The organism is Microbacterium meiriae (assembly GCF_040702565.1).
GTDB lineage: Bacteria > Actinomycetota > Actinomycetes > Actinomycetales > Microbacteriaceae > Microbacterium > Microbacterium meiriae.
Window position 1 is genome coordinate 223,089 of record NZ_JBFBLJ010000002.1, and the last position, 23,726, is coordinate 246,814.

Here is a 23,726-nt window from a genome sequence, read left to right on the forward strand (position 1 = left end):
GTGCGTGAAGCGGGTCAGGCGCGGGGCGTGGAGCCGTCCGCGCCGTCGTCGAGAAGCGCCTGCGCTGCTGCGGACTCGGCCGCCGGAACCTGGGCGCCGACGGCTGCTCCCGCCACGGCGTCCGCCGCCTGCTCCTCGGCACTGGCTTCCGCGTCCGCCTCGCCGGTCACGACCACCGGAGACGAGCCGGTGAGAGCCGCTTCCGCATCGAGGTCAGTCGCCGCCTGCTCGAACTGCGACTGGTACAGCCGCCAGTACGCGCCCTGCGCCGCGATGAGCTCGTCATGCGTGCCCTTCTCCACGATGTCGCCGTGCTCCATCACGAGGATGAGATCGGCGTCGCGGATGGTCGACAGACGGTGCGCGATGACGAACGAGGTCCGTCCGTGCCGGAGCGCCGCCATCGCGTTCTGCAGCAGCAGCTCGGTGCGGGTGTCGACCGCCGAGGTGGCCTCGTCCAGGATGAGGATCGACGGCTGCGCCACGAATGCCCGCGCGATCGTGATGAGCTGGCGCTCACCGGCCGAGACGTTCGACGCGTCCTCGTCGAGCACGGTGTCGTACCCGTCCGGAAGCGCGTGCACGAAGCGGTCGACGTAGGTCGCCTTCGCCGCGGCCAGCACCTCCTCGTCCGTCGCGGTCGAACGGCCGTAGCGGATGTTCTCGCGGATGCTCCCGGCGAACAGCCAGGGGTCCTGGAGCACCATGCCGGTGCGGGAGCGCAGTTCGTCCCGGGTGATGGTCGAGATGTCCTGACCGTCGAGCATGATCCGGCCGCCGCTGAGCTCGTAGAACCGCATGATGAGGTTCACGAGCGTCGTCTTACCCGCACCCGTGGGGCCGACGATCGCGACGGTCTGCCCCGGTTCCACCCGGAAGGACAGATCGGTGATGAGGGGACGCTCGGGCGAGTACGAGAAGGAGACGTTCTCGAACTCGATCACGCCCTCGCCCTCGCGGAGCGCGGGGGCGTCGGGGGCATCGGCCTCCTGCTCGTCGGAGTCGAGCAGATCGAACACCCGCTCCGCCGACGCCGTGCCGGACTGCACGACCGCAGCCATGCCGCCCAGCTCGGACAGCGGCTGCGTGAACTGCTGCGAGTACTGGATGAACGCCTGCACGTCGCCGAGGCGCAGCTGCCCGCTCGCGACCATGAGGCCGCCGAGCACCGCGATGCCGACATAGGTGAGGCTGCCGACGAAGGTCATCGCGGGCATGATGATGCCCGAGAGGAACTGCGCCTTGAAGCTCGCCTGGAACAGCTCCTCGTTCTCGGCCTTGAACTTGTCCAGGGCGTCCTGCTCGCGGCCGAACACCTTGACCAGGGCATGCCCGGAGAAGGCCTCCTCGACCCGGGCGTTGAGCCGCCCGACCTTGCGCCACTGCGTGCCGAAGGCCTTCTGCGACCGCGGACCGATGACGCCGAAGATCACTCCCATGAGCGGAAGCGCCACGAGTGCCACGAGCGCGAGCTGCCACGAGATCGAGAACATCATCACGAGCACGCCGACCACCGTCAGCACGGCGGTCAGGGCACCAGACAGCGACTGCTGCATGGTCTGCGTGATGTTGTCGATGTCGTTCGTCACGCGGGAGATCAGCTCGCCGCGCTGCACCTTGTCGAAGTACGCCAGCGGCAGCCGGTTGATCTTCGCCTCGACGGCCTCACGCAGGCGCCACATGGTGCGGACCATGATGACGTTGATGACGTACCCTTGCAGCCAGCTGAGGAACGCGGCCACGACGTAGATCGCGAGGACTGCCGCGATGACCCAGCGCAGGGCGTCGAAGTCGATGCCGTCGCCGACCCGGAAGTCGCCCAGCGCTCCCACCTGGTTCGCGAAGTCGGTCTGTCCGGCATCACGCAGCGCGTCGACCACCACGTCCTGCGGCGTCCCCGCGGGGAATCCGGGGAAGTCGCCGCTCGGCTGGCCGAGCTGGATGGAGATGAAGCCGCGGTAGACGATGTTCGTCGCCTCGGCGAGCACCTTCGGCGCGGCGACGGTCAGCACGACCCCGATCGCTCCGAGGATCGACACGAAGACGAACCAGACGGCAGAGGGCTTGAGCAGCCCGATCATCCGGGCGAAGCTCTTGCCGAAGTTGTCGGCCTTGCCCGGTGCGACGCTGTCCCAGTCGCCGGAGTGCTGCCGAGCCTGCTCGGCGAGCTCCGCCTCGTACTGCTCCTCGGCGGTGAGCTCCCGCTCGGCCGTGGGAGCCGGGGCCTTCCCTCGCCCGCGGCGCCGCGCCGCTGCCCCCTGGGTCCCTGAGCTTGTCGAAGGGCCCGCACCCTGGGTCCCTGAGCGTGTCGAAGGGTCCTGCTCGCTCATGCGTCCACCCCCAGCTGCGACTCGACGATCTCCCGGTAGGTCTCGCTGGTCTCCAGCAGCTCCTCGTGGGTGCCGACTCCGACCATCGTGCCGCCCTCGAGCACCACGATGCGGTCGGCGTCGGTGATCGTGGAGACGCGCTGCGCGACCACGATCTTCGTCACGTGCGGAAGCTCCCGCCACAATGCCTGCCGCAGACGGGCGTCCGTCGTGAGGTCGAGTGCGGAGAAGGAGTCGTCGAACACGAGTACCTGCGGCCGGTGCACGATGGCCCGCGCGATCGCGAGGCGCTGTCGCTGACCGCCGGACACGTTCGTTCCGCCCTGGGCGATGCGGGAGTTCAGGCCGTCCGGCATCTCCTCGACGAAGTCACGACCCTGAGCGATCTCGAGAGCGTGCCAGAGCTCCTCGTCCGTCGCGTCCTCGCGGCCGTAGCGCAGGTTGGAGGCCACGGTGCCGGTGAAGAGGAAGGGCCGCTGCGGCACGAGGCCGATGCTGTCCCACAGCGCTTCGACGTCGGCGTTCCGCACGTCCGTGCCGCCGACGTGCACGGAGCCGCCGGAGACGTCGAACAGGCGCGGGATGAGCGAGACGAGCGTGGTCTTGCCCGACCCGGTGGAGCCCACGACGGCGACGGTCTCGCCCGGCTCCGCGGCGAAGCTGATGCCGGTGAGGACCGGGGCGTCGGCACCGGGGTAGGTGAACGACACGTCGTCGAAGGCGACGGCACCCGGCGTCGGGAAGACGGTGACGCCGTCCGCCGGACGGGTCATCGTCGACTCGGTGTTCAGAACCTCGCCGATGCGCTCGGCCGAGACGGCGGCGCGCGGGATCATCATGGCCATGAAGCTCGCCATGATGACGCCGCCCATGATCTGACCGATGTACTGCATGAAGGCGAACAGCGTGCCCACCTGCACGGTGCCGTTGTTGACCTCGATGCCGCCGAACCAGATGACGGCGACCACGGTCACGTTGAGGATGAGCATGAAGAGCGGGAACAGCAGCACGAACAGCGAGCCGACCTTGCGGCCGACGACCATGATGTCGGTGTTCGCGCCGCGGAAGCGCTCTTCCTCGATGCGCTCGCGGACGAAGGCCCGCACCACGCGCACGCCGGTGAGCTGCTCGCGCATGATGCGGTTCACGTTGTCGAGCTTGCCCTGGTAGCTGCGGAACAGCGGGACCATGCGGCCGATGACGAGCGCCGCGAGGAGGAGCAGCACCGGGACGGAGACGGCGATCAGCCAGCTCAGCCCGGCGTTGGTCTGCACGGCGAAGATGATGCCGCCGATCGCGAGCAGCGGCGCGGTGACGAGCATCGTCGCGCCCATCATCGCCAGCATCTGCACCTGCTGCACGTCGTTCGTGTTGCGGGTGATGAGGGAACCGGCGCCGAACTGCGAGACCTCGCGCTCGGAGAAGCCGCTGACCCTGCCGAACACGTCGGCACGGATGTCACGACCCGCCCCCATCGCGGCGCGGGCGGCGAAGAAGGTCGCGATGACCGAGGCCACGATCTGGCCGAGCGACACGGCCAGCATGAACAGGCCGGTGCGCCAGATGTACGCGGTGTCGCCCTGGGCGACGCCCTTGTCGATGATGTCGGCGTTGAGGCGGGGCAGGTAGAGGGTCGCGGCCGCGCTGGCGAACTGGAAGACCAGCACGGCGACGAGGAGCCACTTGTAGCGAGACAGATATCGGAGGAGGAGTTTTCCCAGCACAGGCGGACTTTCTAGGAAGGAGGAGGCGGCGGGTCTCCCGGCAGACGGATGCCGACCGACGACCGGCCATAGGACAGGGTGCCACGAAGCGGCGACATTCGGATCCCCCTCCGGGAGGACCTTCGCTCACAGCGAACCACTCCCCCGTCTCGCCGCCCATTTCTGCACGCGGGCGATCAAGGACTTCCCGGTCGTGACCGGGGCCGTGATCGTCAGAACAGCGCGGGCTGCGGAACGTAGTCCCGCGCGGCCGCCCCGGCGTCGGGGCCGAGCTCGGCGAGGGAGGCCGGCTGCCACTTCGGGTTGCGGTCCTTGTCGACCACCTGCGCCCGGATGCCCTCCACCAGGTCGGGGTGCTCGTTCACGAACCACAGCACCCGGCGGTACTCGCCTTCGAGCGCGGCACGAAGCCCACTCATCCCCCGCGCCTCCCGCACGGCGTCGAGGGTCACGACGAGGCCGGTCGGGGCCAGTCCGTCGAGCAGGTCGGCGACGGCGGCCGCTTCATCGGAGCCGAGCGCACGCAGCCGCTCCAGGATCTCGGGCACGGTCGAGGCGGCGAAGACCTCGTCGATCCACTCCCGCGCGTCGGGGAGCGCGGACGGCTCCGGCGTCTCGTCGAAGAGCAGGACGATCTCGCTCGGGCTCGTCGGATCGGCGCGGTACGCCAGAGCCTCGCGCAGCGCGTCGAGGCGGTCGGAGGGGACGAAGTGGTCGGCGAAGCCCGCGTACACGGCGTCGGCACCGTTCATCGTGGCCCCGGTGAGACCGAGGTATTCGCCGAGCCGTCCCGGCGCCCGCCCCAGCAGCCACGTGCCGCCGACGTCGGGCGTGAAGCCGATCCGGGTCTCCGGCATGGCGAGCTTCGAGCGCTCGGTGACCACGCGGATCGCGGCGTGCCCCGCGAGACCGATGCCGCCGCCCATGGTGATGCCGTCGGCGAGCGCGACCACGGGCTTCGGGTACTCCGCGATCATGGCGTTCATCGCGTACTCCCGGCGGAAGAACTCTGCGGACTGCTCCGGATGACCCGACGTGATCTGGCTGTGCAGGCGGCGCACGTCGCCGCCCGCGCACATGCCGCGCTCACCCTCACCGTCGATGAGGACGATCTGCACGTCGGAATCGTCGCGCCACGCGACGAGCGCCGTCGTGATGGCCGCGATCATGTCCTCGTCGAGCGCATTGATCGCCTCAGGGCGGTTGAGCGTGAGCCGCCCGAGCGCTCCTTCGGTGCGGATGAGGACACGGGGCGCGGCGGGGGTATCGGTCACGCGTGCCAGGCTACCCCGTCGCATGCGGCCGGATTCCGCACGAAATGCGGGTTCCGGGGCGGTTTTCCGGCAGGATAGGAGGAACTGTTCATCGCAACGAGAGGTCCCGGATGCCCGAAGGACAGGTGCTCGAGTTCACGAATGTGACGAAGCGCTTCAACGAGGTGACGGCCGTCTCGGACTTCTCCGCACGGGTCGAGCCCGGCGCGGTCACCGCTTTCCTCGGCCCCAACGGCGCGGGCAAGACGACGACCCTGCGCATCCTGCTCGGCCAGGTGCGCCCCACGTCCGGCACCGCCACGATCGGCGGCGTCGCATACGCCGAACTGCGCCAGCCGCTGCGCACCATCGGCGCGGTCCTGGAGGAGACGGCCTACCGGCCGCGCCGCACCGCGAGTCGTCAGCTCACCATCGCCGCGAAGGCCAACGGCATCCGCCTCGCCCGCGTCGACGAGGTGATCTCCCTGGTCGGCCTGGAGGGCGAAGCGGACACGCGCATCGGCGGGTTCTCGCTCGGCATGCGCCAGCGCCTCAGCGTCGCCCACGCGCTGCTCGGCGACCCCGGAGCGCTCGTGTTCGACGAGCCGGCGAACGGTCTCGACCCCGAGGGCATCCGCTGGATGCGTCTGCTGATGCGTCGCCTCGCCGACGAAGGCCGCACGGTGCTGGTCTCGTCCCACGTGCTCAGCGAGATCGAGCAGGTCGCCGACCACGTCCTCGTGCTCTCCAAGGGACGCCTCGTGCTGTCGAGCGGCATCGAGACCCTCGCCGATCCGGCCGGCGGCTCGGTGGTCGTCGACTCCGTCGATCGCCCGGGCCTCACGACCGCACTGGTCGCCGCCGGGTTCGACATCGAGGTGCTCCGCTCCGGCCTGACCGTGCGCGGCACCGACGCGAGCCGAGTGGGTGCCGTGGCTGCGGACGCCGGTATCGCTCTGAGCACGCTCGTGCAGCGCGGCCCGACGCTGGAGGACGTCTTCATCGACCTCATGCGCGGCGGCCGGTTCGACACCGCTCCGGCGCTCGAACCGTCGGAAGACGCTTCGACCGGGACCGAGACCGCCACGACAGGCGATGCGGCCGCCGGTGCCGCCGCCTCCGCTCTCGCGGCCGGCGGTGCCGCGGCTCTCGCCGATGACCTCAGCACGGAGATCCCCGGCGATGCCGCGGCCACCGGGTCCGGCGACGATGACGAGACGGCGGGAGCCGAGGGCCCGGTCGACGACGAGACCACCCAGCTCGTGACCGTGGTCGAGACCGCTGCGGGCGACGAGACCGTCCAGGTCATCCCCGTGGTCGAGGAGACCGCGGCGCTGACGTTGAGCGATGCCGAGGAGGAGACGGATGCCGACTCCTCGCGTTCGTTCGACGACATCCTCTTCGGCGCTCCCGCGCCGGTGCCCGCGACCGAGTCCCCGCGACGCTCTTTCGCCGCCCTGTTCGCGGCATCCTCCGCCGAGATGGCGGACGAAGACACGGCGGAGGCGCGCACATCGCCCGAGCAGTCGGCGGGACAGGACGCTCCCGCCCCAGGGGAGTCGGACGAGACGACACCCGACGCGTCCGTCCCCGCAGCGGGCGCCGAGATCGAGGGCCCCGAGGCTCCGTCTGACATCGACGCCGCCGACGACACGACCGACGCAGAGGACGCGGAGTCCGCGGCCGACGAAGCGGAGCCCGCCGGCGTGGAGTTCTTCTCCGAGCTCGACGCCGCGTCCGCCGCGAACGACGAGACCGCGACCGCCGACACGACGCAGCCGGCAGAGGCATCCGACCCCGCGACCGACGACGAGGACCCGCGATCCGCGGCCGTGAGCTCCATGCTCGCCGCCGCCGCCCGCGCCTACTACGAGGACGAGCCCCGGGACTACCCGCTCGCGTCCGCGGAGGGCGACGCCCCCGCCGAGACCGCATCGTCCGAGGAGCAGCCATCCGCGGACGACGAGTCCTCGGAGGAGCCCGGTGCGCACGCTCCAGGTCAGGAGCAGGCACCCGACGCGCAGGCGGACGAGGACCACGGCGCGCGCTCCGACGAGAACCACGGCTGAACCGCACACACGAACGCCCTCCCGATCGGGAGGGCGCTCTGCGTCTGAGGTCAGGCCGGACGGGGCCGGATGACGGGCCGGCGACTGCCCTTCGAGACGGGAGTCGGGGCCGTGGCGACGATCTCCTCGACCGTCGCGGGCTCCTCCGACACGGGGAGACGGAGAGCCTGCGTGAGCGCGAGGCCGTGCCGGGTGGTGAGGATCAGCCGGTTGTACTGCGGGTCGCCCTCGAGATCGACGACCACGCTGGGGCGACGGCGACGGATCAGCACGAAGTCGAGGCTGCCCGCGGCCTTCCAGCTCCCCGCCGCCAGCACGCCCGGGATGTGGGTGCCCGGGTTCGGGACGCCGCGGAGCCAGGTCCAGGCGTCATCGGTCAGCTGGACCTTGGTGATCGTGTCGCGCACGATGCGGACGTTCTCACGGTGGAAGGTGGCGGCACGTTCGATGGGCGAGAGCACGACCTCGAGTTGCGTCTGGTCCAGCAACAACGTCACCATGCCCCCAGTCTGCCAGCGCCGCCCTCCCGGTTGGCTGGAAGTTGCTCACAGGAACGCAACGATCCCTTGTCGGAACCACCCACACGCCCACCCGCAGCAACCACCTCCCGCGAGGACAGGCGCTCACGCCGGAACAGGCCGCTACCGGGAGCGCAAGCCTGACTCCGCGCGAGCGCCTGATCTCGCCGACCTCGCGACCGCCGCTCCCTGCGCAGGCATCCGCGCGACATCAGGCAGCAGGGTCCAGGGGCGCCTGTTCCCGAGCGGGCGCCTGTCCTCGCGCGAAAGAGGAGCGGCGGCAGAAGTCAGGGACGCGCGGTGAGGGCGGCCCGGGCGGCGTGCGGCAGGGCTTCCTCGATGCGCTGGAGCTCGTCCTCGCCGTGCGCGGCGGTGAGGAACCAGGCCTCGAAGACGCTCGGCGGCAGCGCGACCCCGTGCTCGCGCATCGCATGGAAGAACGCGGCGTACCGGAAAGACTCCTGCGCCTGCGCCTCGGCGTAGTCGCGCGGAGCGGAGGCCCGGAAAGACGCGCTGAAGAGGTTGCCGGCGGACGCCAGAGCGTGGGTGACGCCGGCCTCGCCGAGCGCGCGGTCCAGCGCCGACGACACCCGAGCGGCCGCGGCGTCGACGGCCGCGTAGACCTCGGGCGTCGCGAGTCGCAGCGTGGCCAGGCCCGCGGCCACCGACAACGGGTTCCCGGAGAGCGTGCCCGCCTGGTAGACCGGGCCGAGCGGCGCCAGAAGGTCCATGACCTCGGCACGACCGCCGAGGGCCGCCAGCGGCATACCGCCGCCGACGACCTTCCCGAAGGTGAGGATGTCGGGCAGGTAGTCCTCCCCCGCCTCCGCCTGGAGTCCCCAGAAGCCCGCCGGGTGCACCCGGAATCCGGTGAGAACCTCGTCGAGGATCATGAGGGCGCCGTGCGCGTGGGCGGTCTCCGCGATGAGGCGGTTGAAGCCCGGCAGCGGAGGGACGACGCCCATGTTCGCCGCCGAGGCCTCGACGATGACGGCCGCGATCCGCGGGCCGTGCTCGGCGAAGACGGCGGCGAGCGCCTCCGGGTCGTTGTAGCGGATCACGAGCGTCTGCGCAGCGATCGGCGCGGGCACGCCTGCCGAGTCGGGCAGCGCGAGGGTGGCGACCCCGGAGCCGGCCTCGGCGAGCAGGCCGTCGGAGTGGCCGTGATAATGGCCGGCGAACTTCACGAGCAGATCGCGGCCGGTCGCGCCGCGAGCGAGGCGGATGGCGGTCATGGTGGCCTCGGTGCCGGTCGAGACCAACCGGACACGCTCGACGGGACGGATCTCGCCGAAGCGGACGCGGTCTGCGATGAGCGCGGCGAGCTCGACCTCCCCCTCGGTGGGAGCGCCGAACGAGAGCCCGCGGGTGGCGGCTTCCTGCACCGCGGCGACGACCTCGGGCTGTGCGTGGCCGAGCAGCGCGGGGCCCCACGACGCGACGAGGTCGACGTACTCGTTGCCCGCGGCATCGGTCACGGTCGCTCCCCGCGCCGAGGCGAGGAACCGCGGCGTCCCGCCGACCGACCCGTAGGCGCGCACCGGAGAGTTCACCCCGCCGGGGATCACCGCACGGGCGGCAGAGAAAAGGTCGTCATTGCGGTCGGTCATCGAGGCTCCTCCGTGATGCACGGAGCTCTCCCGGCATCCCTTCCAGGCTAACCCGCCGCCTGCCCTTCGAAGGCCGTCGGCGGACAGGAGGGAGGCTCAGCCGCGCAGCCAGCGGGCGGATTCCGTGGCCCAGTAGGTCAGCACCGCGTCGGCGCCCGCGCGACGGATCGAGAGCAGCGACTCGAGCACCGCGGCACGCCGATCGATCCAGCCGTTCGCGGCGGCGGCCTCGATCATCGCGTACTCGCCCGACACCTGGTACGCCCACACCGGGACGGTCACGGCGTCGCGCACCTCGCGGAGCACGTCCAGGAAGGCCATCGCCGGCTTCACCATGACGATGTCCGCGCCCTCGTCCTCGTCGACCAGGGCCTCCCGCACGCCCTCGCGGCGGTTGCCGGGGTCGAGCTGGTACGTACGGCGGTCGCCCTGGAGCTGCGAGTCGACGGCTTCGCGGAACGGGCCGTAGAACGCGCTCGCGTACTTCGCGGCATACGCCAGGATCAGCGTGTCCGTGAACCCCTCGGCGTCGAGCGCCTGACGGATCACGGCGACCTGGCCGTCCATCATCCCGGACAGCCCGAGCAGCTGGGACCCTGCGCGCGCCTGGGCCAGGGCCATCGAGGCGTACCGCTCCAGGGTCGCGTCGTTGTCCACGGAGCCGTCGGCGGCGAGGACGCCGCAGTGACCGTGGTCGGTGAACTCGTCGAGACAGAGGTCGGTCTGCACGACGAGGGCGTCGCCGACCTCGGCCGCCAGCGCTTCGGTGGCGACGTTCAGGATGCCCTGCGGGTCGTCCGCGCCGGAGCCCCGGGCGTCGCGCACCGCGGGAACGCCGAACAGCATGACGCCGCCGACCCCGGCCTCCGCGGCCTCCACGGCCGCAGCGCGCAGCGAGTCGATCGAGTGCTGGGCGACACCGGGCATCGACCCGATGGCGACCGGTTCGCTCAGGCCCTCGCGGACGAAGAGCGGGAGCACGAGCTGCCGGGGCTCGAGAGAGGTCTCGCGCACGAGGTCGCGGACGGCGCGCGACTGGCGAAGTCGGCGCAGGCGGATGTCGGGGAAGCTCACGGCGCGAACTCGTCTGCCGCGTGCGGAAGGGTGAACTGCGAGACGGCTTCGATCAGCGCATCGATGGTCTGCCGGTCGGCGACCACCGAGACGGGGAGACCGGCGCGCTCGGCGTCCTTGGCCGTGCGGGGACCGATCGCCGCGAGCAGCGTCTCGTCCGGGATCTCGGGGAACTGTTCCCGCACCTGCTCGGCCACCGAACCGCTGGTGATGAGGATCGCGTTGATCCGGCCGTTCTCGACATCGCGGCGGATGCGCTCCGTCACCGGGACGCCGACCGTGCGATAGGCGACGACGCCGTGCACGTCGTGCCCCGCGTCGGAAAGGAGGAGGCTGAGGACGGGCTTGGCGATCTCGCTGCGCAGCGCCAGGATCCGGCGCGGCTCGTGCTCCAGGGCGATGAGCTGCTGCGCCATGCCCTGCGCGGAGTTGTCCTGTTCCGGCACCAGGGCGACCTCGTAACCCACGGCCTGCAGCGCCGTGGCCGTCGTCTCGCCGACGGCCGCGATCTTCGTGGTCTTCGGCACGACGGCGCGGTGGGCGAACAGCACGTCCACCGTGGTCGCGCTCGTGACGGTCAGCCAATCGAACTCACCGGCCGCGAGCTGCTCCAGCGCCCGGTCGAGTGTCGCCTGGTCCGTCGTGGGCGCGAAGTTGATGAGCGGGGCGACGACGGGAACGGCCCCGAGGTTCCGGAGACTCGCGGCGACGCTGTCGCCCCAGGGTCCGCCACGGGGCACGAGGATGCGCCAGCCGTCCAGCGGTCGGTCCTGCTTGCTTTCAGAAGTGGTCATGACAATTCGGATTGCTCTTGAGGGACGAGGTCGGCCGCCCCTTGATCGAGCAGCCGACGGGCAACAGCGAGCCCGAACTCACGCGCTGCGTGCATCGGGTCTGCACCATCGGCAGCATCCGCACCATTGCCACTGCCGTTCCGATGAATATACTCCCCGTTCAGGGCTTCCGTGACGTCCAGACCGATCCGGCGACCCCCGTCCGGGGCGTAGACCACTGTCCTGACGCGGATCTCGGCCCCCTGGACGACGGCGTGCGCCGCCATGGGGGCTTGACAACCGGCGTCCAGGCCCTCCAGGATGGCCCGCTCGACCGTGATCGCGAGCCGCGTCTCGCGGTGGTCCAGCGCCGACAGCGCCGCGCGCAGCTCCTCCGGGGCATCCGCCCGCGTCTCGACTGCCAGCGACCCCTGGCCCGGCGCCGTCGGCCATTCCGCGAGACCGAGCTCCTCGCGATGCAGGGGCGAATCGGTGCCCAGCCGCGAGAGCCCGGCGGCGGCGAGGATCACGGCGTCCAACTCGCCGGACGCGACGCGGGAGAGCCGGGAGTCGACGTTGCCGCGGATGTCCACGACGTGAGCGCGGGACGCACGACGGTGGACCTGCGCGATGCGGCGGGGCGACCCGGTGCCCACCGCGCTCCCGGCCGGCAGCTCATGCAGCGGGATGCCGTGTCGGGTGAGCACCACGTCGCGGGCATCCTCCCGTCGGGGCGTCGCGGCGATGACGAGCGACTCCGGCACCGCGGTCGGGAGATCCTTGAGGGAGTGCACGAGGAAGTCGCACTCGCCGGCGAGGAGGGCCTCACGGAGACGGGTGGCGAAGATGCCGAGGCCGCCGATCTCCGACAACGAGGCGCGATTGGTGTCGCCCTCGCTGGTGATCGGGACGAGCTCGACGCGCCGGCCGGTGACCTTCTCGAGCGCTGCGGCGACGTGGCCCGACTGCGCCTGCGCGAGCGCGCTGCGACGGGTGCCGAGACGGATGGGGGTGCTCATGGCGCTTACTGCAGCACGTCCGCGATCTCGTCGAAGCGCAGGCGGCGCCCCGTGTAGAAGGGCACCTCCTCCTTCACGAACATGCGGGCGTCGGTGTAGCGGAGGTCGCGCATCATGTCGACGAGATCCGTGAGTTCATCCGCCTCCATCGGGAGCAGCCACTCGTAGTCGCCCAGCGCGAAGGCTGCGACGGTGTTCGCGATGACACCGGTGAACGCGGCGCCCTTGCGACCGTGGTCGGCGAGCATCGTGCGGCGCTCCCCCTCCGGCGCGAGGTACCACTCCGGGGTGCGGACGAACGGGTAGAGGACGAGCCAGTCCTTGGGCTCGATGCCACGGAGGAACCCGGGGACGTGCGCGCGGTTGAACTCGGCGTCGCGGTGGACGCCCATGGCGTTCCACACCGGCAGGAGCGAGCGCAGCATCTCGGTGCGGCGCAGGCGACGGAGCGCCCGCTGCAGCTCCTCGGCCGTGGCACCGTGCAGCCACACCATGAGGTCGGCGTCGGCCTTGAGTCCGGAGACGTCGTAGAAGCCGCGGACGGTGACGCCCGAGTCCTCGATGTGCGAGACGATCGACTCGACCTCGGTCGCGTCGTTCTCGGTGACGGGAGCATCGGGGTTGCGTCGCCAGACGGCCCAGAGGGTGTAACCGGACGGGTTCTCTTCACGCAGGTCGGACATGATCCCAGTCTGCCCCCTTTGCGGAGGAGCCGCTAATCAGGGGAATACTGCCCCCAGGCGAGGGCGGTACGGGGGTCGATCAGCGGGCGATGGCGCGGGCGATGGCCCACACCGCCCCGCCGACGGCGGCGGCGATGCCCACGGTCGCGGCGATCGCTGCGGCGGGGTTGCGATCGGCGAACGCGCGCGCCTTCACGGCCGCCCGCGCCGATGCCTTCTCCACGCGCCGGGGGATGTTCCCCTTGACCTCGATGGCGGCCAGGGCCGCCTTCAACTCCGCCCGCGCCGAGGCGACGGGATCGACGATCCCCGCGGGGACCGCGGTGCGCGGCAGCGACTCAGGGGTGCTCATCGCCGGCCTCCTTCACGATTCGGATGTCCTCGGCCACGGCCTGTGCCGGGTTCTGGCGACGGAGCACCTTGCGGAACTTCAGGATGCCGAGCAGCGCGAACAGCAGCACGGCGACGATGAGGATGCCGAACACCGCCAGCGCGGACAGCCATACCGGCCACCACGACGACAGCCCCGCGATCGCGAACACGAGGATCACGGGCACGGCCCAGAACAGGAAGAACAGCGCGACGAGGAACCAGACGGAGCCGACGCCCGCATCCTTCGCCGTGCGCGACACCCACGCCTTGGCCGCGTCGATCTCGGCCTTGACGAGGGTGGTGACGAGCTCCGGCAGGTCGCCGAGCAGCGTCAGCAGACTGTCGTCGGCGCGATCCCGATATCCGCGGGGCATGTCAGTCGTCGGACTTCCGCGGGGTGGGCTTGCTCGCGGCGGGCTTCGACGCCGCGGGCTTCTGGGCCTCGGCCGCGCGCTCCTTGACCTCGTCGACCGCGTCCTCCGCGGCGTCCGAGATCTCTTCCGCGGCGTCCTTGCCGGAGGCGATGACCGCGTCGAGCTTCTGGCCGGGCGTGCCGTCGCCCTTGACCGACTTGACGATCTTGACGGCGCCGGTCCAGACCGCGCCGGGAACCGCGGCGGCCTTGTCGCCGACGAAGCCCTTGACCTTGTCGACGCGCTCCTGCACCGGGTCCGTGTTCCAGACCTTCAGCCACTGCGTCTTGATCTGCTCGTAACGCTCGCGTCCTGCGCGGGTGCCGAGCACATAGCCGACGCCGAGTCCGACGACGAGTCCGATCTTCCCCTTCATGGGGTCTCCTCACGTTGTTCCGGCTGTGGTCCGTCCCGGGGGACGCCCGATCGTCCGCGTCTCCGCCGCGATCAGGTACCCAGCGTAACGCCGTATGCCGATTTCGGCATCAATCGATGAGAGGGTTGACACGGAGCCCCGGAGCGCACTCGCGTACGCCCCGCGCGCACTCAGTCCCAGAGGAGGGCGCGACGCAGGCGCTCGGCTTCCTCCGCGGCGTCCGGCACGACCTGCGCGAGCCCGGTGCCGGCCAGCCAGGCCCCCACCGCGGCCAGACCGGGAACCGCCTGCACGGCCTGACGCGCCGCCGCGCGCCGCTCTCCCGACCCGATGATCGATGCCGGCTGCGCCTGCACGAAGCGCCCCCGGTGGCCTGCCACGACCTGGTCGGCCGTCAGGGGAACCCCCAGGAGGGCCGAGGCCTCCCGGCGGGCGAGGTCGACCGCGGCCTCGTCGTCCAGCGCCGCCGTCGCCGCCGGCTCCCCCTGGGCGCCGAACGAGACGCGGACGACCTCCCGGTCGCCGGCGGCCGCCCGCACCCAGGACCACTTCGCCGTGGAATGCGTGAGCGCCTTCGCCGTGTGGCTGTGCGGCACCGTGAGCACGCCGGTGCCCCGGGGCGGGATGCGCAGCGCGGGCGCGTCGAGCAGCAGACTGATGATCTCGATCTCGGGGGCCGGTGCCGCGTCGGCGGCCGCGAGGGCGGGCACGGCGCCCGCGAGCAGCTCCCGCGCCCCGTGCTCGGAGGTCGCGACGATCACGGCGTCGGCGGCGAGTTCCGCCTCCTGCGTCGTCTCCTCGCCCTCGATCGGCTCCTCCGCGGCGGGCTCCTCGACCACGACGCGCCAGGTGGTGCCGTCGGTGGTGAGGCGACGAGCTCGGACGCGGGTGCGCACGGTCGCACCGAGTTCGTCGAGGTCGGCCGCGAGGGCGTCGACGAGTACGCTCATCCCGCCGACGAGCCCCTCGACGGCGGCACCGGGAGTCTTCGCGCCGCGCGACGCCGCCTCACCGCGGAGGGCCAGCACCGCCCCGGAGAGGGATCCGACGCGGGTCAGGGCGGCGTTGAGTCCGGGGGCGGCGACGTCGATGTCCACGTCGTCCGGGGAGGCGGAGTAGACACCCGTGGTGACGGGGGCGACGAGGCGGTCGCGCACCTTCTCCCCCATGCGCGAGGCGACGAGGCGGCCGAGGCTCAGCTGGTGGCCGATGGTGAGCGGCGGGCGCACCCGGTCGAGATAGGCCCGCCAGGCGCCCGACCAGCCGATGATGCGGCGGACGTCGTCCTGGAAGGGGTTGCCGGGGATGCCGAGGATGCCGCCGGCCGGAAGCGGAGCCGCGCCGCCGGGGAGTCCGGCGAGCCACGCGCCTCCCGCCTGCGGCGTCACGACGCGGTCGGAGAGACCGAGATCGTTCACGAGAGCCCGGACGTGCCCGCCCTTCGTCGCGTAGCTCTCCGCGCCCGCGTCGACGACGACACCGTCCAGCGCGACTCTGCGGATCACGCCACCCAGGGACTCGGACCCTTCGAGCAGCGTGACCTGCATGCCGACCTTCGCGCACTCCCGCGCGGCCACGAGTCCGCCGACGCCGCCGCCCACCACGACGACGTGCTTCCGTGCGGCACGGGCCGCCAGGTCGGCCGGTTCAGCGGGTGCGGGGTGCTCGGGGCTCATGCCTCCATCCTTTCACCGCCCCTGCGCTTCGAATCGCCCGATTGGCCGGATAATCGCCGCGGATGCCGCCAGGTGCGCGATCCGAACGGAGGTCAGGCCCGACCGCGCTTGCGCACCTCGCGGAGGACGATCTGCTCGGGACAGACCGTGGAGAGGAAGTCGCCGACGGAGAGGGCGAGGCGTTCACCGACGAGCGAGTAGAAGATGCGGTTGGCATCGCGACGTTCGGAGACGAGGCCTGCCTGCCGCAGCACGCTCAGGTGCCGGGAGATGGTCGGGCCGCTCGCGGAGAAGCGGGACGCGATCTCCCCGGCCGCGAGCTCCCCCTCCTTGAGGTCCTGCAGGATCTGCCTCCGGGTGGGATGGGCGAGCGCCGCGAAGATGTCGGATGCGCTGTCGGCCATGCTTGCAATATAGCACCTTCGCTAGATACAGTTTCGCCAGATAGCTAATTAGCGAAGGAGAACACCATGAAGGTCGCCATCACCGGAGGCAGTGGATTCGTCGGCCGCGCCCTCGCCGATCGCCTGGAGGAGCCCGTGGCGATCTCCCGACGCTCCGGCACGGACATCACCGACGTCGACGCGCTGACCGCCGCCTTCGCCGGATGCGACGCCGTCGCCCACTGCGCCGGGATCAACCGGGAGATCGGCGACCAGACCTTCCGCCGCGTGCACGTCGAGGGCACGGCCGCCGTCGTCGAGGCCGCTCGCCGCGCCGGCGTCCGGCGGCTCGTCATGGTGAGCTTCCTCCGCGCCCGGCCCGACTGCGGCTCCGCTTACCACGAGTCGAAGTGGGAGGCCGAGGAGATCATTCGCGGCTCCGGGCTCCCGCACACGATCCTGAAGTCCGGGATGATATACGGCCCCGGCGATCACATGGTCGACCATGTGACCCGTGCCGTCCGCACCCTCCCCTTCTTCTGGACGGTCGGCTACCGCGAACGCACCGCCCGCCCGGTCCCCGTCGAGGATGCCGCGGACGTGCTGGTGGCCGCGCTCGAGGGCCGCATCCCGGAGCCGACGGTCGCCGTGATGGGGGCGGACGAGGTCACGCTCGGGGAGGCCATCCGCCGGATCGCCCGCGTCGCCGGACGTCGTCCCGCGTTCCTCCCCGTTCCGGCCTGGGTCGTGCGGGTGCTCGCGCAGCTCACCGAGTGGACCATGGTCGTGCCCCTGGTCGCGAAGGCGCAGGCGCGGATGCTCGCGGAGGGCGTCAGCGAACCGGCACCGTGGGCGCCGGAGCCGCCGGAGGGCATCCGCCCGTCGCGGCCGTTCGACGACGACAGCATCCGCGCGGCGCTGCCCACCGGCCGCTTCGGTCTTTCGGACCTGCGGCTGGCGCGGGCGCTTCGAATCGCCTGAATGGCTGCATCTGGGCTGCAGATGCCGCAAAGCAGGCGATTCGAACGGAGGTCAGCCGGCGTGCACCAGCTCGACGATACGGGTGAGCTGGTCGGGGTCGGTCTCCGGGGGCACACCATGGCCGAGGTTGAGGATGTGCCCGCGGGCCGCGCGACCGCGTTCGAGCACGTCGCGGACATGCGCCTCGAGCACCGGCCACGGCGCGCCGAGGAACGCGGGGTCGATGTTCCCCTGCACCGAGACGTCGGGGCCGAGGATCGCGGCGGCCTCGTCGAGGGGCAGCCGCCAGTCGACCCCCACGCCGTCGGCGATGCCGTCCAGCCGCATGTCGCCGAGGAAGGGGCCGGTGCCGACGCCGAAGTGGATCGTCGGGACGCCGATGCCGTCCAGAGCGGTCCGTGAGTGCGGCGCCACGAAGGTGCGGTAGTCGGCGGGGCTGAGGGAACCCGCCCAGCTGTCGAAGAGCTGCACGACCGCGGCGCCGGCATCGCGCTGCGTCTCCAGGAACCGCCGCGAGATCTGCGCCAGCCAGCCCGCGAGACGGTGCCAGGCCTCGGGCTCCGCGTGCATCATGCCGCGCGCACGCAGGTGCTCCTTGGACGGACCGCCCTCGACGAGATACGCCGCGAGCGTGAAGGGGGCTCCCGCGAAGCCGATGACCGGGGTGTCGCCGAGCTCGGCGGCGACGATGCCGACGGCTTCCGCGATGGCGCTGCCGTCGAGGCTGTCCGGATCGATCGCCGTGATGCGGTCGACGTCGGCCAGCGTCCGCACGGGGTTCGCGAAGACGGGACCGCGGCCCGGCTCGATCTCGACCTCCACGCCGGCGAGACGCAGCGGGATGACGATGTCGCTGAAGAAGACCGCCGCATCGACGCCGTGCCGCCGCACCGGCTGGAGGGTGATCTCGGCGGCGAGGTCGGGGGTGAGGCAGGCGTCGAGCATGCGCGTGCCGACCCGCAGCTCCCGGTACTCGGGCAGGGACCGGCCCGCCTGGCGCATGAACCAGACCGGAGCGGTGGCGGGGCGGTCGCCGGTGAGGGCGCGCAGCAGCGGGGCGTCGGAGAGTGCCATGCCCCCATCCTCCCATCCGGCGCCTAGGGAGCCGCCGAGTCCCGGCTCCGTACGCTCGGGTACAATCGAAGGGTGCTGCTGTGTGTGACGGCGAGTCACAAGACCGCCTCCTTCGAACTGCTCGAACGCCTGAGCCGCACCCCCGACGACGTCGCTCCCACCATCGTGGGCATGGCGCCGTGCGTGCAGGGTGCCGTGGTCCTGGCGACGTGCAACCGCTTCGAGGCGTACGTGGAAATGGACGAGCCCGTGACCGCGGCCGGCGCCATCGGCGTCGAAGCCGTGATCGAGGCCGTCGAGTCCGCGACCGGCATTCCCGCCGCCGACCTCGACGGTGCCTACGCCGTGCATTCCGGTCGCCGCGTCGCCGAGCACCTCTTCTCCGTGGCCTCCGGTCTCGAGTCCGTCGTCTCCGGCGAGGGCGAGATCGCCGGCCAGGTGCGGCGTGCCCTGAAGTCCGCCCGCAAGGACGGCACCACCTCCCCCGAGCTCGAGCGCCTGTTCCAGCGCGCGAGCCAGGCGCAGCGCAAGGTCAAGAACGTCACCGCCCTCGGCCGCGCCGGTCGATCTCTCGTGCGTCTCGCACTGGAGCTCGCCGACAGCCGCATCGCCGACTGGTCGGCCGAGCGCGTGCTGCTGGTCGGCACCGGAGCCTACGCCGCCGTCACCCTCGCGACTCTGCGCGAGCGCGGCGCCGTCGACATCTCCGTCTACTCCCCCTCGGGCCGCGCAGAGGTCTTCGCGGCCAAGCACGACATCCGCCCGGTTCCGGCAGACGAGTACGCACGCACGGCGGCGCACTCCACGCTGCTGATCACCTGCACCACCGCGACCGAGCCCGTGCTCGGCCCGGAGCACCTGCAGCTCCCGGTCGGCCTCGCCGCCGCGGGCTGCCCCGTCAGCGCGACCAGCGGCACCACCGGTGTCCCGAGCCGGCTGGTGGTCGACCTCGGCATGCCGCGCAACGTCGACCCGGCCGTGGCCGCACTGGAGGGCGTCGCGCTGCTGGACCTGGAGACCATCCGCCTGCACGCCCCGCTCGAGGAGCTGCAGGCGACGGACGCCGCCCGGAGCGTCGTCCGCGAGGCCGCGGAGACCTTCCACGTCGTCGGTGCCCGCCAGAGCGTGACCCCGTCGGTGGTGGCGTTCCGGTCGCACATCTTCGAGCTGCTGGAGCGCGAGATCGATCGTGCGCGTGCGCGTGGCGACGAGGACGGCAAGGTCGAGCAGGCGCTGCGACACCTCTCGGGCGTGCTGCTGCACACGCCGACCGTGCGGGCTCATGAGCTCGCCGCCGCCGGTCGCGCGGACGAGTTCGCCGCCGCGCTCGCGACGCTGTACGGGATCACCCCTGCCGCGGACACGGTCGAAGACGCCGCCACAGCCTGATCCCGTGAGGGCGAGATGGGAGGCGCGGCCCTCCACATCACCGGAGACACCGCCGCCGACGCTGCGGAACGAGAGCCGCGTGCTGCGCGTCGACATGCTGATGGACCAGAGGGCGGGAGCCATGGGCTGCGCGAGGATCCGCGCTGTGAGAGCGTGGGGCACGAGGAGGCGCGAATGACCCAGGATCTGTACTCGGACGCGAGGCTGTACGACCTGCTGTTTCCGACGAGCGAGGCAGCCGTGGACTTCTACCGTGCCGAAGCCGACAGCGTGGGCGGTCGCGTGCTCGAGCTCGGATGCGGAACCGGTCAGAAGCTGATCCCGATCGCGGCCGACGGGCACCCGAGCATCGGCCTCGACCTGTCGCTCGACATGCTGGCTGTGGCACGTCAGAAGGCTGAGGAGCGCGGTGTGTCTGTCGAGTGGCAGCACGGCGACATGCGCGACTTCGACCTGGGCGACGAGTTCGACCTCATCTTCATCGCGGGCAACGCTCTGCTGCACCTGCACGAGGCTGACGACATCGTGCAGTGCTTCCGCGCGGCACGGCGGCACCTCGCGCCCGGCGGACGGTTCGCTTTCGACGTCTTCCATCCCGACGTGCGGCTCCTGGCTGACGCCGACGGCGTCCGGCGCCCGCGCACGACATTCGCCGATCCCGACCGCGGCGACGTCCGCGTCGACGTCGCGGACGCCTATGATGCCGCCGCACAGGTGACGCGCGGCACCTGGTACTTCTCGACGGACTCCGAGCCCGACTTCCAGACGGTGTCCATCGAGGTGCGGAGCATCTTCCCCCAGGAACTGCCGGTGCTCCTTGCGCATGCCGGACTCCGACTGGTCAAGCGCTTCGGCGGCTGGGACGGCAGCCTCTTCGGGGCGGGCTCCTCGACCCAGCTCTGCATCTGCGAATCCGCCGCCCCGTAGTGAGAGAGGATGGGAGGCATGGCCCTTCACATCACCGGAGACACCGCCGCCGACGCCCTGCTGACCGAGAACCCGACGGCTCTGCTGATCGGCATGCTGCTGGACCAGCAGATCCCCATGGAGACCGCGTTCTCCGGTCCGCTCAAGATCGAGCAGCGCACCGGCGCCGCGGATGCCGCGGCGATCGCGGGCATGGCACCGGAGGAGTTCCTGGAGGCCTTCCGGCAGACCCCCGCAGTGCACCGGTTCCCCGGATCCATGGCGACGCGGGTGCAGACCCTGTGCCAGGCGCTCGTCGACGAGTGGGACGGGGACGCCGCCGCCCTGTGGACGCGCCCGTCGACAGGCTCAGGCCCGTCGACAGGCTCAGGGACCCAGCCGAGCGGCGCCGAGGTGCTCAAGAGACTCAAGGCTCTTCCCGGCTTCGGTGAGCAGAAGGCGAAGATCTTCCTCGCCCTCCTCGGCAAGCAGTACGGGTTCACCGGCGAGGGCTGGCGGGAGGCCTCCGCTCCCTACGGCGAGGACGGTTCGTACCGCAGCGTCGCCGACATCGTGTCGCCCGAATCGCTGACGAAGGTGCGCGAGTACAAGAAGGCGATGAAGGCCGCGGCGAAGGCGGCGACGTAGTGCAGCCGACCGGGGACGACGTCGCCGGGCTGATCGCCCGTTCCTCCCCGGCCGTGCGTCGCCGTGACGCGGAGACGCTGACCGCTCTCCTGCGGGACATCTCCGGACGCGAACCGCAGACCTGGGGCTCGATCATCGGGTTCGGCTCCTGCCACTATCGCTACCCCACCGGGACGGAGGGCGACAGCGGCATTCTGAGCTTCGCCCCCCCGGAAGGCCGCGACCACGATCTACCTCCTCGACGGCGTGGACGCCCACGCGCAGGCTCTCGGCGCGCTCGGCCCGCACACGACAGGGGTGGGCTGCCTTTACATCAAGGACCTCGACCAGGTCGACCTCGACGTGCTGCGCGGGATCCTCGAGCGTTCGCGCGCCTGGGTCGAGTCCGGCGGCGACGCGCGTATGCACCTGACGATCACGTCGTAGCTCCCCCTCCTGTCGCCGAGACCCCGGGTTCCCGCCGAGACCCCGGCGTGGGGACGTGTGGGGCCCGGGGTCTCGGCGGGAGGGCGGGGTCTCAGGTGGTGGCCACCCCCTCCTCGACCTGCACGCGCCGCGCGTGCTCCGCGTGACGCCGCCACCGGCGGTCGTGCGTCACTGTGACGACGGCGGCGGGGTGATCGACGAGGGCGTCCTCGAGCTGCTCCACGAGCTCGGGGTCGAGATGGTTCGTCGGCTCATCGAGCAGCAGCAGGTCGAACCGCGACGCCAGGGCGACCGCGAGATCCAGCCGGCGACGCTGCCCGACCGAGAGTGTCCGCACGTCGCGGTCCGCCTCCGGCCCGCGGAAGAGTCGATGAGCCAGGAGGGCGTCCTGCGCATCCGCCGGCGGCGTCCCCGTCCGCGCCGCGAAGACCTCGACGGCGGTACCTCGCAGGCGCGTGTCGACGTCCTGCCGGAGGAACGCGATCCGCAGCCCGTCCGCGTGGCGGATCGTCCCGGACGCGGGGATCAGCTCGCCGACGAGGAGGCGGAGGAGCGTCGTCTTCCCGGCGCCGTTCGGCCCGGTCACGAGCCACCGCGAACCGGCCTCGATCGTCCACTGCGACACGTCGAGCCGTCGTCCCGGTTCACGGAGGGAGACGGCATCGAGGGTCAGGAGCGGGTCGTCGAGCGGTGCCCGATCCTCTGCTGCGACCACGAACCGCAGCCGCTCCGGTGGAGGTGGGCACGGGTCCGCCCGGAGCCGCGCCAGCCTCTCCTTCGCCATGCGGATGCGTCCGACGGCACCGTGGTCGCGGCTCCGCGCCCGGAACGCGCCATGACCGAAGCCGTCGAGCTCGAGCTTCCGCGGGATCGCCTGCAGCCGGAACGCGTTGGCGGCGAGCAGCGACTCGGCCCGGGCGACCTCGGCCTTCCACTCCTCGTGGCGCGCGGCCGCCGCACGTCTCTCGGCCTCGCGCGCTCGCAGGAACCCGGCGTAGCCATCGCCGTAACGGCGGATCCGACCGTCCTCCACCTGCACGACAGCCGTCGCGAAACGGTCCACGAAGTCGCGGTCGTGGGTCACGACCACCAGCGCTCCGCGGTGCGCGGCGAGTCGCTCCTCGAGCCAGGTCAGCGCCCGGTCGTCGAGGTCGTTCGTGGGCTCGTCGAGGAGGAGCAGTTCGGCTCCGGAAGAGAGGGCGACCGCGAGAGCGAGCCGCGCCCGCTCTCCGCCCGACAGCGCGGCCACCGGTCGCGCGCGGTCCACTCCGCCCAGCCCGAGCTGTTCGAGGGCAGTGTCGATGCGACGTCCGACGTCGTATCCCTCGCGGGACTCGAAACGGTCCTGCAACAGGGCCACAGCGGCCATCTGCCGCGCACGCTCGGCGGATCCCCCGGCGGCGAGGAGCTCGTACGCGCGGCCGAGGTCACGCTCCAGCACGCGGAGGTCGCCGAGGAGATCGTCGATGGCATCGGCCATCGACGCTCCATCCGCGAACACGGGGTTCTGCCGGGCATGAGCGATCCCGCCGGGGAGGTCGAGCCGCATCTCCCCGGATGTCGGCGCGAGAGCACCGGCGAGCAGATCGAGCAGCGTCGACTTCCCGGCGCCGTTGTCGCCGATGACGGCGAGGCGGTCGGCGGGTCCGACGGCGAGATCGATGCGGTTCAGCACGAGACGGTCGGCGAACCGGACGGAGGCGGCCTGCAGCGCGCACTCGCGATGAACGCGGGCCGGAGTGTCGGAAGGGGTCGAGGGTACAGGGAACATGAGGGGTCCTCTCCGGCGACGCACGCGCACCGCCGGGATCTGCGTCGATGACGCGGGGAACAGGAACCTCGACCGCACCCTGCTCGGGTGCGGGTCGCTCAGGACCCACCGCGGAGAAGAGTTCTCGACGCGGCGTCCCGATCTAGCGAATCAGAGTACCCACGAGGAGCGACCATAGCAGGGTCACTCCGCGCCCGCCAGACCCCGCTTTCTCGGCGAGACCCCGACGTGTACCCGCATGCACCCCGGGGTCTCGAC

The 23,726-nt window shown here is 71.4% G+C and carries 22 protein-coding genes; 6 read left to right on the forward strand and 16 right to left on the reverse strand.

From position 1 onward, the window contains the following. Window positions 1-14: 14 nt before the first annotated feature. The 3 genes from AB0310_RS08495 to AB0310_RS08505 all read right to left on the reverse strand — a co-directional run bounded on the left by AB0310_RS08495 (window position 15) and on the right by AB0310_RS08505 (window position 5,328). Window positions 15-2,330 (reverse strand): ABC transporter ATP-binding protein, encoded by a 2,316-nt coding sequence (locus AB0310_RS08495; protein ID WP_366237011.1) that lies wholly within the window; start codon window positions 2,328-2,330, stop codon window positions 15-17. After that, window positions 2,327-4,054, reverse strand: coding sequence for an ABC transporter ATP-binding protein (locus AB0310_RS08500; protein WP_366237012.1), 1,728 nt, complete (start codon window positions 4,052-4,054; stop codon window positions 2,327-2,329). The genes AB0310_RS08495 and AB0310_RS08500 overlap by 4 nt, the downstream gene beginning before the upstream one ends. A gap of 212 nt (window positions 4,055-4,266) precedes the next feature. Continuing rightward, entirely contained in the window at window positions 4,267-5,328 is a 1,062-nt protein-coding gene (locus AB0310_RS08505) for an enoyl-CoA hydratase/isomerase family protein (protein WP_268777014.1), read from the reverse strand. 110 nt (window positions 5,329-5,438) lie between these two features. Between AB0310_RS08505 and AB0310_RS08510 the strand changes: the two genes are divergently transcribed. After that, the gene (locus AB0310_RS08510) at window positions 5,439-7,376 is read left to right on the forward strand and encodes an ATP-binding cassette domain-containing protein (RefSeq protein ID WP_366237013.1); all 1,938 of its coding nucleotides are present in this window, start codon (window positions 5,439-5,441) and stop codon (window positions 7,374-7,376) included. Window positions 7,377-7,426: 50 nt separating this feature from the next. Here AB0310_RS08510 and AB0310_RS08515 read toward each other — a convergent pair whose 3' ends face one another. From AB0310_RS08515 to AB0310_RS08565, 11 genes are all read right to left on the reverse strand, one after another. After that, window positions 7,427-7,876 carry a hypothetical protein gene (locus AB0310_RS08515; RefSeq protein ID WP_136052962.1) on the reverse strand — a complete coding sequence of 150 codons (450 nt, stop codon included), beginning with the start codon at window positions 7,874-7,876 and terminating at the stop codon, window positions 7,427-7,429. A gap of 305 nt (window positions 7,877-8,181) precedes the next feature. Next, window positions 8,182-9,504 carry a glutamate-1-semialdehyde 2,1-aminomutase gene (gene hemL, locus AB0310_RS08520; protein ID WP_366237014.1) on the reverse strand — a complete coding sequence of 441 codons (1,323 nt, stop codon included), beginning with the start codon at window positions 9,502-9,504 and terminating at the stop codon, window positions 8,182-8,184. A gap of 96 nt (window positions 9,505-9,600) precedes the next feature. Continuing rightward, window positions 9,601-10,578, reverse strand: a complete 978-nt coding sequence (gene hemB / locus AB0310_RS08525) for a porphobilinogen synthase (RefSeq protein WP_366237015.1) — start codon at window positions 10,576-10,578, stop codon at window positions 9,601-9,603. Next, window positions 10,575-11,372, reverse strand: coding sequence for a uroporphyrinogen-III synthase (locus tag AB0310_RS08530; RefSeq protein WP_187662559.1), 798 nt, complete (start codon window positions 11,370-11,372; stop codon window positions 10,575-10,577). Before AB0310_RS08530 ends, hemB begins: the two co-directional genes overlap by 4 nt. Then, window positions 11,369-12,370 carry a hydroxymethylbilane synthase gene (gene hemC / locus AB0310_RS08535; RefSeq protein WP_366237016.1) on the reverse strand — a complete coding sequence of 334 codons (1,002 nt, stop codon included), beginning with the start codon at window positions 12,368-12,370 and terminating at the stop codon, window positions 11,369-11,371. Before hemC ends, AB0310_RS08530 begins: the two co-directional genes overlap by 4 nt. Window positions 12,371-12,375: 5 nt before the next feature. Then, window positions 12,376-13,056 carry a hydrogen peroxide-dependent heme synthase gene (gene hemQ / locus AB0310_RS08540; protein ID WP_370429007.1) on the reverse strand — a complete coding sequence of 227 codons (681 nt, stop codon included), beginning with the start codon at window positions 13,054-13,056 and terminating at the stop codon, window positions 12,376-12,378. A gap of 76 nt (window positions 13,057-13,132) precedes the next feature. Beyond that, the gene (locus AB0310_RS08545; protein WP_025104872.1) at window positions 13,133-13,405 is read right to left on the reverse strand and encodes a hypothetical protein; all 273 of its coding nucleotides are present in this window, start codon (window positions 13,403-13,405) and stop codon (window positions 13,133-13,135) included. Continuing rightward, window positions 13,392-13,799 carry a phage holin family protein gene (locus tag AB0310_RS08550; RefSeq protein ID WP_259954392.1) on the reverse strand — a complete coding sequence of 136 codons (408 nt, stop codon included), beginning with the start codon at window positions 13,797-13,799 and terminating at the stop codon, window positions 13,392-13,394. The genes AB0310_RS08545 and AB0310_RS08550 overlap by 14 nt, the downstream gene beginning before the upstream one ends. A 1-nt stretch (window position 13,800) precedes the next feature. Further along, a complete protein-coding gene (locus AB0310_RS08555) occupies window positions 13,801-14,214 on the reverse strand; it encodes a hypothetical protein (protein ID WP_259954394.1) in 414 nt (137 codons plus the stop codon). Between the two features lie 170 nt (window positions 14,215-14,384). After that, entirely contained in the window at window positions 14,385-15,890 is a 1,506-nt protein-coding gene (locus AB0310_RS08560) for a protoporphyrinogen/coproporphyrinogen oxidase (protein ID WP_366237017.1), read from the reverse strand. A 92-nt stretch (window positions 15,891-15,982) separates the two neighbouring features. Beyond that, a complete protein-coding gene (locus AB0310_RS08565) occupies window positions 15,983-16,294 on the reverse strand; it encodes a metalloregulator ArsR/SmtB family transcription factor (protein WP_060921528.1) in 312 nt (103 codons plus the stop codon). Window positions 16,295-16,360: 66 nt separating this feature from the next. On the opposite strand from AB0310_RS08565, the gene AB0310_RS08570 reads away from it, so the two are divergent. Then, window positions 16,361-17,254: an NAD(P)H-binding protein gene (locus tag AB0310_RS08570; RefSeq protein WP_187662564.1), complete on the forward strand. Its 894-nt coding sequence runs from the start codon at window positions 16,361-16,363 to the stop codon at window positions 17,252-17,254. Between the two features lie 51 nt (window positions 17,255-17,305). On the opposite strand, the gene hemE is transcribed toward AB0310_RS08570, so the two are convergent. Further along, window positions 17,306-18,328 carry a uroporphyrinogen decarboxylase gene (gene hemE, locus AB0310_RS08575; RefSeq protein ID WP_366237018.1) on the reverse strand — a complete coding sequence of 341 codons (1,023 nt, stop codon included), beginning with the start codon at window positions 18,326-18,328 and terminating at the stop codon, window positions 17,306-17,308. Between the two features lie 72 nt (window positions 18,329-18,400). Here hemE and AB0310_RS08580 point away from each other — a divergent pair, with 72 nt between their 5' ends. From AB0310_RS08580 to AB0310_RS08595, 4 genes are all read left to right on the forward strand, one after another. Next, entirely contained in the window at window positions 18,401-19,717 is a 1,317-nt protein-coding gene (locus AB0310_RS08580) for a glutamyl-tRNA reductase (protein ID WP_366237019.1), read from the forward strand. A 174-nt stretch (window positions 19,718-19,891) separates the two neighbouring features. Beyond that, a complete protein-coding gene (locus tag AB0310_RS08585) occupies window positions 19,892-20,644 on the forward strand; it encodes a class I SAM-dependent methyltransferase (RefSeq protein WP_366237020.1) in 753 nt (250 codons plus the stop codon). An 18-nt stretch (window positions 20,645-20,662) separates the two neighbouring features. After that, the gene (locus AB0310_RS08590) at window positions 20,663-21,271 is read left to right on the forward strand and encodes an HhH-GPD-type base excision DNA repair protein (protein ID WP_366237021.1); all 609 of its coding nucleotides are present in this window, start codon (window positions 20,663-20,665) and stop codon (window positions 21,269-21,271) included. A gap of 246 nt (window positions 21,272-21,517) precedes the next feature. Continuing rightward, a complete protein-coding gene (locus AB0310_RS08595; protein ID WP_366237022.1) occupies window positions 21,518-21,697 on the forward strand; it encodes a hypothetical protein in 180 nt (59 codons plus the stop codon). 91 nt (window positions 21,698-21,788) lie between these two features. Here AB0310_RS08595 and AB0310_RS08600 read toward each other — a convergent pair whose 3' ends face one another. Beyond that, a complete protein-coding gene (locus AB0310_RS08600; protein WP_366237023.1) occupies window positions 21,789-23,468 on the reverse strand; it encodes an ABC-F family ATP-binding cassette domain-containing protein in 1,680 nt (559 codons plus the stop codon). Between the last annotated feature and the right edge of the window lie 258 nt (window positions 23,469-23,726).

What these genes read in the sequence shown, in the direction of transcription:
- AB0310_RS08495 (WP_366237011.1), bottom strand. Translation starts at nt 2,330, where the DNA reads ATGAGCGAGCAGGACCCTTCGACACGCTCAGGGACCCAGGGTGCGGGC.
- AB0310_RS08510 (WP_366237013.1), top strand. Translation starts at nt 5,439, where the DNA reads ATGCCCGAAGGACAGGTGCTCGAGTTCACGAATGTGACGAAGCGCTTC.
- AB0310_RS08515 (WP_136052962.1), bottom strand. Translation starts at nt 7,876, where the DNA reads ATGGTGACGTTGTTGCTGGACCAGACGCAACTCGAGGTCGTGCTCTCG.
- hemL (WP_366237014.1), bottom strand. Translation starts at nt 9,504, where the DNA reads ATGACCGACCGCAATGACGACCTTTTCTCTGCCGCCCGTGCGGTGATC.
- AB0310_RS08530 (WP_187662559.1), bottom strand. Translation starts at nt 11,372, where the DNA reads ATGACCACTTCTGAAAGCAAGCAGGACCGACCGCTGGACGGCTGGCGC.
- hemC (WP_366237016.1), bottom strand. Translation starts at nt 12,370, where the DNA reads ATGAGCACCCCCATCCGTCTCGGCACCCGTCGCAGCGCGCTCGCGCAG.
- AB0310_RS08545 (WP_025104872.1), bottom strand. Translation starts at nt 13,405, where the DNA reads ATGAGCACCCCTGAGTCGCTGCCGCGCACCGCGGTCCCCGCGGGGATC.
- AB0310_RS08550 (WP_259954392.1), bottom strand. Translation starts at nt 13,799, where the DNA reads ATGCCCCGCGGATATCGGGATCGCGCCGACGACAGTCTGCTGACGCTG.
- AB0310_RS08555 (WP_259954394.1), bottom strand. Translation starts at nt 14,214, where the DNA reads ATGAAGGGGAAGATCGGACTCGTCGTCGGACTCGGCGTCGGCTATGTG.
- AB0310_RS08560 (WP_366237017.1), bottom strand. Translation starts at nt 15,890, where the DNA reads ATGAGCCCCGAGCACCCCGCACCCGCTGAACCGGCCGACCTGGCGGCC.
- AB0310_RS08565 (WP_060921528.1), bottom strand. Translation starts at nt 16,294, where the DNA reads ATGGCCGACAGCGCATCCGACATCTTCGCGGCGCTCGCCCATCCCACC.
- AB0310_RS08570 (WP_187662564.1), top strand. Translation starts at nt 16,361, where the DNA reads ATGAAGGTCGCCATCACCGGAGGCAGTGGATTCGTCGGCCGCGCCCTC.
- hemE (WP_366237018.1), bottom strand. Translation starts at nt 18,328, where the DNA reads ATGGCACTCTCCGACGCCCCGCTGCTGCGCGCCCTCACCGGCGACCGC.
- AB0310_RS08585 (WP_366237020.1), top strand. Translation starts at nt 19,892, where the DNA reads ATGACCCAGGATCTGTACTCGGACGCGAGGCTGTACGACCTGCTGTTT.
- AB0310_RS08590 (WP_366237021.1), top strand. Translation starts at nt 20,663, where the DNA reads ATGGCCCTTCACATCACCGGAGACACCGCCGCCGACGCCCTGCTGACC.
- AB0310_RS08600 (WP_366237023.1), bottom strand. Translation starts at nt 23,468, where the DNA reads ATGTTCCCTGTACCCTCGACCCCTTCCGACACTCCGGCCCGCGTTCAT.